The organism is Vibrio sp. 10N.222.52.B7 (assembly GCF_041474275.1).
GTDB lineage: Bacteria > Pseudomonadota > Gammaproteobacteria > Enterobacterales > Vibrionaceae > Vibrio > Vibrio crassostreae_C.
In genome coordinates this window covers 21,213-35,415 of sequence record NZ_JBFRTU010000032.1, presented here as the reverse complement: position 1 = coordinate 35,415, position 14,203 = coordinate 21,213, and the positions used below count along the sequence as shown (strand labels likewise).

Below are 14,203 nucleotides of genomic sequence, written 5' to 3'. Positions count from 1 at the left end.
GAATTCCGGCCACTTATATCTAAGATGCTCGATTCGCATCTTAGATAATGGACCAAAGAACTAGATCACTTGTGAGATAAGCAGGAAGCAACCAAACAGCAGTGAGAACAACATCATTGCGCTGCCACCTTCTGCTCGGTATCGGTCATCAGCAACTTTCATGAAACGCTGTTTGTGGACCATAACCAGAGGAACAAACACCGCTAGGAACACCAAGATGATACCTGCGTAATTCAGTACTTGTAGGAACTTGTCTGCCGCAAGCAATGAACCAGCCAACGGCAAGATAAAGCTAATGCAGTACGTTACCGCTGTATTTTGGTTGAACATGTCTTTGTTCTGGTTGAACAACGCCATCGCCACACCAAAGAAAGAGGTCAACAACGCCAAGCCCGTGAAGGTAGACAGAACGTTACCCACCCAAGGAGACTGAGCCTCAAACGCCGCCATCAAATCTGATACGTTCTCAAAGCTTCTGAATTGCTCTTCACTCAAGTTGCCCACTACCGCAAACAACCAACACAAGTAACACACTAATGGGATCAGAGAACCGATGATCACCATGTTACGCAGCTGTTTGTCTGTCGCTTCGTGGTTGTAAGAAACCAAGGTTGGAATCACCACCATAAAGCCAAAGCTCGTAAACAGGATGGCACTGGTTTTGATTAGGTCAACGTGGTCATGGCTGGTTACCTGCATCAAGTTTTCTTGAGTCATGCTCGGCGCTAAGAAGGCCATGGTTGCAAACAAACTAGCAAGCATCACGAAGAACAATGCTCGATTGAGCTTATCAATCACACCAGTACCACTTGCGACTACTGCGCCAGCAAGCAAGGTAAACACGGTTTGGCTGGTAGTCGCGGTAATTTCGACGCCAAAGTTAGACAGTAACTTACTCAGCAAGTCACCTGCGCCCAGAATGTAAGCCATTAATAGGCAAATCAACAACGCGTATAGCAAGCCGTTGGTAAGCAACTGACCTTGTTTACCCAAGGTTTTTCGGGCAATAGAGTTTAATCCTAGACCGCCACCCGCTTTGATGGTCGCTTCTAGAAGTAGTAATGCTGCGTAAGTCGTACCGAAACAGATCAGTACCATAAGCAGTGTGCCGTAAAGCAATCCGAATTGAGCTAATACCATTGGGATCGCAAGCATACCAGCACCGAGAGCGGTACCAGCGATAATTAGGGAGCTACCCATCATTTTAATATTCATTGTTTTTAACTTATTTGTTTAGTTTTTATAGATGTGAGTCTTCGTTCATCGAGCGGATGACAAAGGAGTTCAGATAGAAATAAAGTTATAAAACGAATAACAATAGGAGCGATAAGCGGTAAAGAAGCGTGCAGAGACGTTGTCGAACAGGGCGTTCAAAGGGGAGCTTGTCTTAAAAGAGGTAAAACGAGAAGCGTGAGTAAGCATTAACTGATGTGGTGAACCTTCCGTAGGTTCAATAATCGGTGATGTAATCTTGAATTTCATGTATGTGTCCAATAAGTCACATTCCATAGTATTTGAAGCAGCGTATCCGTTGCTGCCCTACCTCTATCATAGAGGTCTTTTCATCTTATCGAATGAGCCTCGAAACACAACGCTATAACCACAATTTTTGCTATTAAATTGAACAAAACAACCATTTGGATATAAATTGACCACTAAGTCGTCTAAAACAATAGTCTTTATTGATAAAAGACAAGCGGACAAATACATCGAGCTAATTAACAACCTAGGCTTTTCTAATTATCAGCACAATCAAAACTCGATGCTGCACTTCAATTTTCCCAAAACAACAGTCTGTTTTAAGAACAGCGAGGAGCTTGAAGCGCGTTCCATTTCAACACCAGGATCCGCACAAACTTGCTACATCACAGAAGCATAACCACAACCGGAGTGTGGTCACACAATTCGTTATACCCCATAGGTGGTAAGAATTCTTACTAGTACAGTATTTGCGTCATTATAATTAATAAAAACACCTTATGCGCTCAACAATCACCTTTAAAATCCTAGTGGCCCTCGCCATCGTGTTCACCTTTTTGCTGGCAATATCGACCTATTTCCAATATTCGCAACAAAAGCAACTTGTAAACTCAGTGCTAAGTGAGCAGCTTCACGACAAAGCAAGTAACTACTTCGATAGCCTCAATATGATGATGCTCACCGGCACCATGGCACAAAAAGAGACCCTTCGTCAGAAAGCACTGGCTCAAGAAGGCATTGAAGACGTTCGTGTTTTACGCGCCGACGCTGTCAGCAAGTTATATGGCCCAGGTAATGACAACCAAACACCGGTTGACGATATTGATAAACGAGCGCTAGCGGGCGAAACCGTTATCGAACCTTTTTCTGCTGATTGGGGCAAAGGCTTGGTTATTGCTCTGCCAATGAAGTCGAGTGAAGATTACCGAGGAACCAATTGTGTCGCCTGTCATATGGCACCAGAAGGTGAAGTCTTGGGTGCGATTCGTCTCGAATTTAACCTTAACCATGTTAACTCGCTGATTAACACTCAAACCATGGCTGCTATTGGCATTATGGCAGTGATCTCGTTTGCCGGATTTGTCCTTACGATGGGATTAATTCGTAAGATTATCGTGCGCCCGCTGCAACAGACTTCTCGCTTTATGACCCAAGTCAGCAACGATAAAAACCTATCCACTCGCCTGCCGGAACAAAGCAAGGATGAGATTGGCACGCTGGCTAACTCCATCAACTCGTTCATGGGAACCGTATCTGACAGCTTAGAAAAGGTACAAAGCACCTCGCACAAGTTAAATGCGTCTGCCAACCAACTGACTAGTGTCGCGCAAATTACCGAGCAAGCCGCCAGCGACCAGCAAAGCGAAACCGCAGAAGTGCAACACAATGTCGAAGGAATACAGGCACAGCAAGTCAATGTAGAACAAGCGACTTTAACAGCTTCAGAGCTTATCAATCACACCGCTGATGTGGCGTGTAAGAGTGCCAACCAAGCACACGAAGCAAGCAGTGAGATAAAAAACCTCGTTAGCAGCATAGAAGAAGTGAAACACAAAATACTGACACTCAATGAGCAAACCGGAGAGGTCTCTTCAATATTGAGTGTGATTCGTGGCATTGCTGACCAAACCAATCTTCTGGCCTTGAATGCAGCAATTGAAGCGGCACGTGCGGGAGAACAAGGTCGTGGGTTTGCGGTGGTGGCTGATGAAGTTCGCCATCTTGCATCACGAACCGCTGAAGCAACAGGCAGTATTGAGTCAATCATTCATCAGTTCCAGCAAGGCAGCGAAGAGTCGCTGACTTCTGCCGATCGCGTTTGCGAACAAGCCCATCAAAGCTCAACCGATATCGACGCACTTTCAATTGAAATGAATGGTGTGGTCGAAGAGATGAAACAGGTGCTGGCTCACGCACAGAATATTCAGCAGCAAACGCAATCCACCACACAAGCGACTCAAGATGTTCAACAAAAGGTTGAAACCATCACCTCTCACGCCAACAACACATCGCAATCCGCGGCTGAAACTCGCAACATCAGCAATGACTTAGAAGAGCTATCTGATCATCTTGAATCGCTGATTAATCAGTTTACTTTGTCGAGTACAAAGAAGAAGTCATAGATCGCCAACAAAAAAGCGCTCAACAATGAGCGCTTTAACTTCATAACAATGTCTAGTTCAGGCTTTCAGGCTTTAAAAGTACCTTAAACCAAGATTAGTGCGTAATGGAAACCGCGGTTAAGTCTTTATGCTTGTGATACATCGCGTGTTTGACTATCAGGTTCGCACTCACGTTATCCATTCCTGACACTTCAACGTAAGCCCCTTTTTTACGGAACTTGAACACAACCTTATCAAGCGCCTCAACAGAGGTATTATCTAAGAATGACGCATCAGATATATCGATGGTCACTAAAGAGGTCGCGTTGTCATAATCAAATAAGTCGACAAACGCATCTGACGAAGCAAAGAAGACATGGCCTTTTACTCGGTGAATGGTGTGCATTTCGTTTGTCACGACTTCATCGGATATAAACACCATGGATTTGCTGGCATGTGCATAAAACAGAGCCGACAGCACCACGCCAACCGCAACACCTATTGCTAAATTATGAGTAAACACCACCACCGCCACGGTTGCTAGCATGGTTACATTGGTTGGCAGTGTGTGATCTTTAAGCTCAACAATGGAACGCCATGAGAATGTGCCGATAGAAACCATGATCATCACAGACACTAAAGCGGCCATCGGTATCAGCTTCAACCAATCAGAAACAAACACCACCATTAGCAACAAAACCACCCCAGCGATCATGCTGGACAATCGGGTTAAGCCACCTGATTTGATGTTAATGATCGACTGACCGATCATTGCGCAGCCCGCCATTCCACCAAAAAGGGAAGCCACGATGTTCGCAACGCCCTGCCCTTTACACTCATTGTTTTTATTGCTTTCAGTATCAGTCAGGTCATCGACTATGGTCGCTGTCATCAAGGATTCCAACAAGCCAACCAGAGACAGAGCAATCGAATATGGCAGGATGGTTGCAAGCGTCTCAAACGTGAATGGAATATTAGGAATCAAGAACACAGGCAGTGAATCGGGAAGCTTGCCCATATCGCCAATCGTTCTCACATCTAAGCCGAAGAGCAAACTAATGATTGTCAGGGTAACAATCGCGACCAGTGGAGAAGGTATTGCGCGACCAAACTTGGGGAAATAAGGAAGCAGATAAATGATCGCCAAACCCAAAGCGACTAACACGTAAACGCTTGAAGGGACGTTGATTAATTCAGGAAGTTGGGCCATGAAAATTAGAATGGCGAGCGCGTTAACAAATCCAGTAATCACCGATTTGGAAACGAAATTCATCAGGTTACCAAGCTTGAGATAACCAGCTGCGATCTGAATGACGCCAGCTAGAAATGAAGCGGCGAGTAGATATTCTAGTCCGTGCTCTCTCACTAAAGTGACCATTAGTAGCGCCATAGCGCCTGTTGCACCGGAAATCATTCCCGGACGACTGCCAACCAAAGCAGTGACGACACAAATACAGAACGAGGCATAGAGCCCTACTTTAGGGTCAACGCCTGCAATAATTGAAAATGCGATGGCTTCAGGGATCAATGCGAGTGCAACCACAATCCCAGATAATGAATCTCCTTTAACGTTTGATAACCAGTGTTTTTTTAAATAATTAAGCATGTAATTCTCTTTTACTTGTACAGCCAGTCCTGCCTTGTTGAGACATAATTTGATCGACTGTTTTTCTTGAATGAGCGAGCGCTCGAAAAGTGCGGGTGTAGAGAGAATGCAGGGGTTAAGGCGGCGTAATTAACACGTAGATATTAAACTCCTCTTGTACTTTAGTGGGAAATTAAGAAGGTGATCAAGTCCAAAATGACTGAATCCGCGCCAATATAGAGTGAGTCTCAACACAATCACACTCCCATTATTGAAAACAAAGGTTTCGATTACGCCATGCTCGTTCAGCAGCTCACATAGGGTGAAAGGTAAGGCTGACGCTAAGATCGAACAAAAAACACACCCTCAAACCTATTTATCGTCAGTAGACACAATATTTCTTTCACCAAGCAAGAATAAAGGTTGAAGCTGTCGGTATGACAGGTAATATGTTCAATCGATTTAAAAAGTTTATACAACTTAATGTTTCGGCTAATTATTGTGCAAATGTATATTTATTTGCAGCAATGCCAGAGACTTTGAGTTGAATTTGTCCCTCAATGGAGAATGAAATCAACATGACTTACGCGCCTGTAACAGACGTACTTGGCGGCAAGCTAGCGGTAGACAGTGAAGTAACTGTTCGCGGCTGGATCCGTTCACGTCGTGATTCCAAAGCTGGAATCTCTTTCCTTGCCATTTATGACGGCTCTTGTTTCGACCCGATTCAGGCCGTGGTTCCTAATAATCTTAATAATTACGAAAACGAAGTATTAAAGCTAACAACTGGCTGCTCTGTTGAAGTAACGGGTAAGATTGTTGAGTCTCCTGCGAAAGGTCAAGACTTCGAACTAGCAGCAACTGACGTTAAAGTTGTAGGCTGGGTTGAAGACGCTGACACTTACCCAATGGCTAAGACGCGTCACTCTATCGAGTACCTTCGTGAAGTTGCTCACCTACGTCCACGTACAAACGTGATTGGCGCAGTAGCACGTGTACGTAACTGTCTATCTCAAGCGATTCACCGTTTCTACCACGAGCAAGGTTTCTTCTGGACTTCTGCTCCGCTTATTACTGCATCTGATGCAGAAGGCGCTGGTGAAATGTTCCGTGTTTCTACGCTAGACATGGAAAACCTACCACGCACTGAAAAAGGCGACGTAGACTTCAACGAAGATTTTTTCGGTAAAGAGACGTTCCTAACAGTATCTGGCCAACTTAATGCTGAAGCTTATGCTTGTGCACTAAGCAAGGTTTACACGTTCGGTCCTACGTTCCGTGCTGAAAACTCAAACACAAGCCGCCACCTAGCTGAGTTCTGGATGGTTGAGCCTGAAGTTGCGTTTGCAGACCTTAACGATGTAGCGAAACTGGCTGAAGACATGCTTAAGTACGTTTTCGCTGCTGTTCTTGAAGAGCGCCGCGATGACCTTGAGTTCTTCGCTTCTCGCATCGACAAGCAAGCAATTACTCGTCTAGAGCAATTCGTTGACGCTGACTTCGCACAAGTTGACTACACTGACGCAATCCAAATCCTACTAGACTCTGGTAAGAAATTTGAGTTTGACGTTGAGTGGGGCATCGACATGTCTTCTGAGCATGAGCGTTACCTAGCTGAAGAGCACTTCAAAGCACCTGTTATCGTTAAGAACTACCCGAAAGACATCAAAGCTTTCTACATGCGCTTAAACGACGACGGCAAAACAGTTGCAGCAATGGACGTACTTGCACCAGGCATCGGTGAAATCATCGGTGGTGCACAACGTGAAGAGCGTCTAGACATTCTAGACGAGCGTATGATTGCTATGGGTATCGACCCTGAGCACATGAGCTGGTACCGCGACCTACGTAAATACGGTACAGTGCCACACGCTGGTTTCGGTCTTGGTTTCGAGCGTCTAGTATCTTACGTAACAGGTATGGGTAACGTTCGTGACGTGATTCCATTCCCACGTACACCACGCTCTGCAAACTTCTAATTCGAAACCTATTCGATATTAAAAGTTAAGAACAAACAAAAACCTCCGCACTTGCGGAGGTTTTTTTATGTTTGGAATAAAACGAGTCCAGATGCTTCTGCGTGCCACTATCTGAGACTCATTATTTCAAAAGCTAATCCACATCTTGGTCGATAGCGTATTTTATTGCAAGACCGCAAATTGCCATCATAACGAATGGGATCGCGGCAGTGGTGTATTCCGCCCACGCCATATCAGCGAATGCTTTTGCCAGCAGTACGTGGCCGAGAATAAGCAGAAGCGCACACACAATAGCGACAATAATCAGCTTAACTTCATTTCCCATAGTCATTTTCAACATAACGGTATCTCCAATATTTGGTCTACCGTTATTGAATCACAACTCTTTGGTCAATTAGGCGTACAGTTACCCCACAAACAACCCGTACAGTTGGAATGATTGTCTTTTTTATGAGGGACTTAAGGTTTTACGAGTGCGTAAGTTGATGTGCCAGTTTGCCAAGCCAGATGAGCGCCTGTTCTTTCTCTTCTGTCAGTTCATAAGAGAAGTTCAATCGTATCGCGTTATCCACTCTGCCATGCTCACTAAACAGATCGCCAGATGCAACGCTAATACCTTGTTCGATAGCCAGTTGATGAAACTGTTGGCTGTCGAATTTTTCAGAAAAGCGAATCCATATCAAGTAACCACCAGCCGGCTCTTCAATCTCTATTGAATGCGGAAAGTACTGCTTAATGACATCGATAAATCGCTCTTTCCTGACGACAAGGTTTTTACGCAGTTTACGAAGGTGATTGTCGTAGCTTTCATGCGTTAAGAAATGAGCGACACCAAGTTGAACAGGAGCGCTACTCGATAACGTAGAAAGAAGCTGTAACTTTTGAATCGCGTCGTTAAAACGCGTGTTCACAACCCACCCTACTCGATAACCAGGACACAAACTTTTTGAATACGACCCACAAAGCAAGACGGAATCGGTCTTATCGAAGGCCTTTAGTGGCTTCGGCTTATTCCCTTCGTAATAAAGATCGCCATACACGTCATCTTCAATAATGTAGGTTCCATGCTGTTCTGCAATCTCTACCACACGGCGCTTTGCCTGTTCCGACAAACTGGTTCCCGTTGGGTTTTGAAAAGTCGTCATCAGCCAACACGCTTTAACATCTTGGTTTTGTAGCGCGTTTTCAAACTGCTCTATATTCAACCCATTGATTGGGCAAACGTCCACTTCGATAGGGTTAAGCCCGAGCCTCTCGACAGCCTGCAGAGCACCATAGAAGGCGGGAGACTCAATCACGACGTTATCATCCGACTTGGTGACCGTTTGCAGGCTCAAGTTGAGCGCTTCCATAGCACCCGACGTAATCACGATGTCTTGATGATTAACCGTAATCCCTTGCTGCAGATAACGCTGTGCGATTTGCCTTCTCAAGGACTCACTGCCCGGTGGTAAATTATTTATCACACTCGCGCCAGTCATCTTCCTACCCGCGCTGGCAAGGTTTCGAGTCAAGGTAGGTAACGGGAAAAGGTCGGGATCTGGGAATGCAGAGCCGAAAGGAATCACACCTTCGGCTGAACTCGACTTCAAGAAATCAAATAAGCGGTCATTAATGGCTTTCTTTTCACTAACGAGTGGCTGTGCGTAGTCAACGCCGTCCAGCCTTGGCGCTACAAAGTAGCCCGACTGAGGTTTAGCGATGATCCACCCTTCGCTTTCTAGCAACTGGTAGGCTTGTAAGACAGTACTATTGCTGACGTTGTAATTACGACAACTCATGCGTACCGAAGGGATCTTCTCTCCGGATCGCCACGTATTGTTGGCTATCTGAGTCCGAATATCCTTTGCAAGCTCTTCATAACGCGCCATCTAATTGTACTACCTAGAGAAATTCTGTGAGCCGGTGATTTTATCACTTACGCCAACAACTATTGCTGCTATCCATATGATCGCACCTAATTTCCACAATAGTGTGAATTAGTTCACAGATAACTTTGTAAGCTTTGCTAAGTTTGTACCCAAGGTAGGAGCTAAGTTGGCTTTCTACCTCAATAATTTGATGTAACCCAAAAACATGCGAGATAACAATGAAAAAAATAGAAGCAGACCAATTAAGTTATAAAGGAGAGTCAAACGGTGTTCACAGTTGGACAACACCGAGCGGTCAGCCATATTACTGGCACCCAGATTGGCTCCATATTGCTGAAGATGCGACAGGCTCACATCCAAAGCAAAAGATCGATGTCGAACAAGACCAAGCACCAACGGAAAAACACGCGGTGTCTGCTATTCTGAAACACATCAACCAATGGGCTGCAGACAAACTAGCGTCTCACCCTGAGATTGAAACCGGCTCAATCGAAGCTGAAATCAATCTCAAAAAGTAACGGGGTAAAGTAGATAGCAAACTCAATCACTCGCGATTCTAACCAGTACACAGACTGAATAGCCTCGAACCTCGACCGAGGCTATTCAAGTATCTTCATAAAAATGCTGCAATAACCCCCACCTAGCTAACAAATCTCTAACACAAACCAGTTTCTTGTATCAATCCACGAAAGCTATCGATAGAATTTCCGGTCTTATTCACGTCACTTATGCTAATCATTCGCAATTCTAAAGTCGTGAATCAATGAATGCGTAAATCTAATAAGAATGAGAACAAAGGCTTACCGATGGATACTTCAAATTACAATCAATCGCTAACGACTAAGTTATACGTCATTGCTGGCGTGCTGTTTGGCACCTATGGCAGTCGGGTGTGCCCTATGCTCGATAGCTTAACGACGTTAGAGATTTTCACACAAGTCAGTATTGTGTTTATCTTATTATGGCTCGCACGTCGTTACCCATTGGCGCAACATACCTTGGTCAAGCAAGGCCGATTCGCGCAACTCGATACCCTGCTATTTTTTGCTGCAAGTTTGCCTTTCGCGCTCTACTACAACTTAAGCTATGAATTCACCATAGATAGTAATTTGAAAGTGCTGTTTGGCATGAGTCTATTCGGCTTCTTTACCGGAACCATTCTTCAATTGAATGCCAAGCTCAGCCAAATGGATAAAATGGAGACGACTGGACAATTCGACTTCCAACTGGTTGGTGAAAGAAGTTCACTGGTCAAGCAGATGATAGGCTTGGTTATCGTGCTTCTGGTAACACTGACGACTATGTTGACGATGATTGCTGTCAAAGACATCTTCTGGTTAGAACATAACCCTGACCGCTTATTGGATGGCACCGGCAAGATCAGCGTGATCAAAGAGTTTATTTATTTGGCTGTGGTACTGGGTGGCTACGCGATAACCATCATGACGCTTTGGAGCAAGCTAATTAAGCGTATTCTCCTAAGCCAAGAGCACGCATTAAACAAAGTCACCAATGGCGAGCAAGGCGTTCGCCTACCTATTTTCGGCTACAACGAGCTTGGCTCAATGGCATCTATGACCAATACCATGCTTGATAGCCTTGAAACCGCGCAAAACGAAGTCAAAACCACACGTGACGTGGCCATTGTGAGCTTATCAGCATTGGCTGAATCTCGAGACAATGAAACGGGCGCACATATCCTAAGAACTCAAGAGTACGTCAAGGTGCTCGCACAAGAGCTCAGCAAATCAGAAACCCACTCAAGCTTGTTAACACCAAACTACATCGAGTTGCTCTACAAATCTGCGCCTTTGCACGACGTGGGCAAAGTAGGTGTTCCTGATAGTGTGTTATTGAAGCCGGGCAAATTGACGGACGAAGAGTTTGAGATAATGAAAGGTCACCCCGCGATTGGGGCTGAAGCGTTATCTATTGCAGAAAAGCAGTTGGGAAGTAGCTCTTTCTTAAGAGTCGCAAAGGAGATATCTCTGACTCACCACGAGAAATGGAATGGCAGTGGTTATCCTAATCAGTTGTCTGGTGAAGATATCCCGTTATCTGGCCGTTTAATGGCATTAGCTGATGTTTATGATGCGCTCATCTCGAAGCGAGTCTACAAGCCACCCTTTACTCATGAACAAGCTAAACAGATCATCTTAGAGGGCAATGGGACGCATTTTGATCCGCAAGTTGTCCAAGCTTTTCTGGTCGTCGAACAAGCGTTTGTTTCAATTGCTGCGACCTACAAAGATGGCAAAAATGTAGCGAGTGAACTCGAGCGCGAAAGCTTTATTGCTCAACCAGCGTAATCTATTCAAAATCCACTAACTTCTTGCACCCTATAGGTTAATCCGTAGGGTGTTTTGTTATCAAATATCCTCTTTAGTCAATAAATCTGATTGAAATGGATTTTTTTTGGTCTTTCTGTTCACTTCGTATTGTCTTAAAAATTCCATACAGGTATAACTACCCATAGATACTATCCCCTCTCAATTGACATGGATGAAGATTATGTTTGAAAAAGTGTTAGCTGCTCCCGCCGATCCTATCCTCGGCCTTACTGAAGAGTTTAAAAAAGACTCTCGTGCAGAGAAAATCAACCTTGGCGTTGGCATCTACAAAAATGAAGATGGTCAAACACCAGTACTTAAAACAGTAAAGAAAGCAGAAGCTGCACTTCTTGAAAACGAAAAAACCAAATCTTACCTAACGATTGAAGGTACAGCTGAATACGGTCTAGCGGTTCAGAAACTTCTTTTCGGTTCAGACGCAGAGATCGTTGCATCTCAACGCGCTAAAACAGCACAAGCTCCAGGTGGTACAGGTGCACTTCGCGTAGCGGGTGAATTCATCAAGCGCCAACTGGGCGAAGTGAAAATCTGGATCAGTAACCCAACTTGGGCTAACCACAACGGCGTTTTCGCAGCTGCGGGGATCGAAACTGCTCAATACAGCTACTACAACGCTGAAACTAAAGACAAAGACTTCGCTGGTATGGTTGCTGACCTAGAGAAAGCTTCTGAAGGCGATATCGTTCTTCTTCACGGCTGCTGTCACAACCCAACAGGTATCGACCCAACAACTGAAGAGTGGGAAGTTCTTGCTAAACTGGTTGCTGAGAAGAAACTGCTTCCTCTATTCGATTTTGCTTACCAAGGTTTTGCAAAAGGCGTTGAAGAAGATGCTGCTGGCCTACGTATTTTTGCTCAATACAACAAAGAGATCCTTGTTGCTAGCTCGTTCTCTAAGAACTTCGGCTTGTACAACGAGCGTGTTGGTGCATTCACTCTGGTTGCTGAATCAGCAGACGTAGCAACGACAGCATTCTCTCAAGTTAAGAGCATTATCCGCTCTATCTACTCTAACCCACCAGCCCACGGCAGTGCTGTCGTTACTCACATCCTTGGTGATGCTGATCTACGTGCTGAATGGGAAGCAGAAGTGGCAGAAATGCGTGACCGTATCCAAGAGATGCGTGAACTATTCGTAACGACACTGAAATCAGAAGGTGTTGATGCAGACTTCACATTCATCGAACGTCAAAACGGCATGTTCTCGTTCTCAGGTCTAAGCAAAGAGCAAGTAACTCGCCTAAAAGACGAATTCGCAATCTACATTGTTGGTTCTGGCCGTATCAGTGTTGCTGGTATGACTAAGTCAAACATGGGTCCTCTATGTAAAGGTATCGCTGCGGTTCTTTAATCGAAAAGCGAAACCTGTATTTGCAGACCACAAGCTTGCACTTACAGACCAATAGATGTGTAAAAGCCAGCAATTAAGCTGGCTTTTTTGTGTCTGTCTCTTTGTATATAAGAGCTATTAGTGCACTTAGCCTTTTCGTTACTGGCTAATACTCTAGGAAAAATTCCACTCCTAGCTCGTGAGTACGCTCGCTACGAATTTTACCTTCACCATCTCGATGTTGATATGACCCACCAATCGCAAACTTATTGGTCACTAGATAACGTAAACCTAAGTGATAGACCTCTTCATCAAACAGGTCACTTCGATTCACTTGCACACTCCCGTTAGCTATCCAACGTTTCGCAAAGCCATAGTTAAGCTCAGCTTTTACCCCTTGGATGAACTCAGTGTCTGAAGATTCAGTTCGGTTGGTGTCATTATCTTCAACCTTACCTTTTGTGATACCAAGCAGGTAGTAAGCCACTATATCTAAATCTTTCTTAATGCTGTAACGGTAACCAACACCTGGCATCAGCGTATCAATTCGAGTTGTGGTGTCATCAGGGTGAATAAAGCGTGCGCTGTAGTCTCCCAGCAACAACCAATCATCCGTCATCGCGTAACTGACGCCTAATCCATACGACGAGGCGTTATTATTACTGCCTGCATCTTCATTTAAACTGCCCGAATGCGCCGTGGCATAAATATGGTCGTAATCTAAAATATCCACCGCGTTAGTGTCCGCCCACAAACTTGGAGAAAACATAAAAACCGCAGATACAAAACTAAGCTTCCACTTCGACATTCCTATCATCCTTAAACTGTCACTCCATTAATTGAAAGGTTAGTCTATCCATAAGACTTTAAAAAGGTTTTAGCTCACAGATTGATTTGTGACGGCAAAATATTATCAAATGTTGTACCATGAAATCATACAAACCAATGGATGATCATTATGGATGCTGAGTTATTAGAGATTCAAAACTTTCTGGCACAATACCCCCCTTTCACAGAACTCCCTGAGGAGATGTTGGCGAAAGTGACCAGTAGCGTGGAAATTTCTTATTACCGCCAAGATACCCCTATCATTCACTTTGGTGATCAAATTCATGACTTATACATCGTTCGAAGTGGCGAAGTCGAAGTCTACCGTCGTAAAGGCGAACTCTATAACCGCCTTGATGAAGGCCACTTGTTCGGGCAAATGGGTCTACTGACCAACAACAAGGTTCGTTTCCCGGTTAAAGCGACTGAAGACACCCTACTCTACTGCATTCCTGAACCTATCTTCCAAGAGCTCTACGACAACTACGACTCCTTTGCCGACTTCGTAGAAGTAGAAGATAACGCGCGACTGCGCCAAGCCAACTCCGACAGCAACGACGCTAACGACCTAACAACATCCAAGGTTAAAACGCTGCTGACCAGCGAAGCGCCAATGATCGAAAAAACGCGCACGATTCAGCAAGCCGCGACCATGATGGCACAAGATAATGTTTCCTC

Annotated in this window: 12 protein-coding genes; 6 read left to right on the top strand and 6 right to left on the bottom strand. The window is 44.7% G+C overall.

Annotation, left to right across the window (positions count from 1 at the left end):
* Positions 1–60 precede the first annotated feature (60 nt).
* Together AB4512_RS11020 and AB4512_RS11015 are read right to left on the bottom strand one after the other, a co-directional pair.
* A complete protein-coding gene (locus AB4512_RS11020) occupies positions 61–1,203 on the bottom strand; it encodes an amino acid permease (RefSeq protein WP_017060419.1) in 1,143 nt (380 codons plus the stop codon).
* Between the two features lie 81 nt (positions 1,204–1,284).
* Entirely contained in the window at positions 1,285–1,482 is a 198-nt protein-coding gene (locus AB4512_RS11015; protein WP_048611631.1) for a hypothetical protein, read from the bottom strand.
* 497 nt (positions 1,483–1,979) lie between these two features.
* On the opposite strand from AB4512_RS11015, the gene AB4512_RS11010 reads away from it, so the two are divergent.
* Positions 1,980–3,602, top strand: a complete 1,623-nt coding sequence (locus AB4512_RS11010; RefSeq protein WP_372074216.1) for a methyl-accepting chemotaxis protein — start codon at positions 1,980–1,982, stop codon at positions 3,600–3,602.
* A gap of 94 nt (positions 3,603–3,696) precedes the next feature.
* On the opposite strand, the gene AB4512_RS11005 is transcribed toward AB4512_RS11010, so the two are convergent.
* Positions 3,697–5,187: a SulP family inorganic anion transporter gene (locus AB4512_RS11005; RefSeq protein ID WP_136982514.1), complete on the bottom strand. Its 1,491-nt coding sequence runs from the start codon at positions 5,185–5,187 to the stop codon at positions 3,697–3,699.
* A gap of 557 nt (positions 5,188–5,744) precedes the next feature.
* On the opposite strand from AB4512_RS11005, the gene asnS reads away from it, so the two are divergent.
* A complete protein-coding gene (gene asnS / locus AB4512_RS11000) occupies positions 5,745–7,145 on the top strand; it encodes an asparagine--tRNA ligase (protein ID WP_017060416.1) in 1,401 nt (466 codons plus the stop codon).
* A gap of 133 nt (positions 7,146–7,278) precedes the next feature.
* Here the strand turns inward: asnS and AB4512_RS10995 are convergent, their stop codons facing one another.
* Both AB4512_RS10995 and AB4512_RS10990 read right to left on the bottom strand, forming a co-directional pair.
* Positions 7,279–7,485: a hypothetical protein gene (locus AB4512_RS10995; RefSeq protein ID WP_004734707.1), complete on the bottom strand. Its 207-nt coding sequence runs from the start codon at positions 7,483–7,485 to the stop codon at positions 7,279–7,281.
* Positions 7,486–7,612: 127 nt separating this feature from the next.
* Positions 7,613–9,016, bottom strand: a complete 1,404-nt coding sequence (locus tag AB4512_RS10990; RefSeq protein ID WP_372174907.1) for a PLP-dependent aminotransferase family protein — start codon at positions 9,014–9,016, stop codon at positions 7,613–7,615.
* Between the two features lie 218 nt (positions 9,017–9,234).
* Here AB4512_RS10990 and AB4512_RS10985 point away from each other — a divergent pair, with 218 nt between their 5' ends.
* The 3 genes from AB4512_RS10985 (at position 9,235) to AB4512_RS10975 (ending at position 12,718) form a co-directional block, all read left to right on the top strand.
* Complete coding sequence (locus AB4512_RS10985; RefSeq protein ID WP_017060414.1) at positions 9,235–9,534, top strand: hypothetical protein; 300 nt, start codon at positions 9,235–9,237, stop codon at positions 9,532–9,534.
* Between the two features lie 249 nt (positions 9,535–9,783).
* The gene (locus AB4512_RS10980; RefSeq protein WP_372174906.1) at positions 9,784–11,325 is read left to right on the top strand and encodes an HD-GYP domain-containing protein; all 1,542 of its coding nucleotides are present in this window, start codon (positions 9,784–9,786) and stop codon (positions 11,323–11,325) included.
* A gap of 202 nt (positions 11,326–11,527) precedes the next feature.
* Positions 11,528–12,718 carry an amino acid aminotransferase gene (locus tag AB4512_RS10975; protein WP_017065416.1) on the top strand — a complete coding sequence of 397 codons (1,191 nt, stop codon included), beginning with the start codon at positions 11,528–11,530 and terminating at the stop codon, positions 12,716–12,718.
* Positions 12,719–12,863: 145 nt separating this feature from the next.
* Here the strand turns inward: AB4512_RS10975 and AB4512_RS10970 are convergent, their stop codons facing one another.
* Positions 12,864–13,505, bottom strand: coding sequence for an outer membrane beta-barrel protein (locus AB4512_RS10970; RefSeq protein ID WP_017068768.1), 642 nt, complete (start codon positions 13,503–13,505; stop codon positions 12,864–12,866).
* A 150-nt stretch (positions 13,506–13,655) separates the two neighbouring features.
* On the opposite strand from AB4512_RS10970, the gene AB4512_RS10965 reads away from it, so the two are divergent.
* Positions 13,656–14,203: cyclic nucleotide-binding domain-containing protein (locus AB4512_RS10965; protein ID WP_372174905.1), on the top strand; the 548-nt coding region annotated here is incomplete at its 3' end.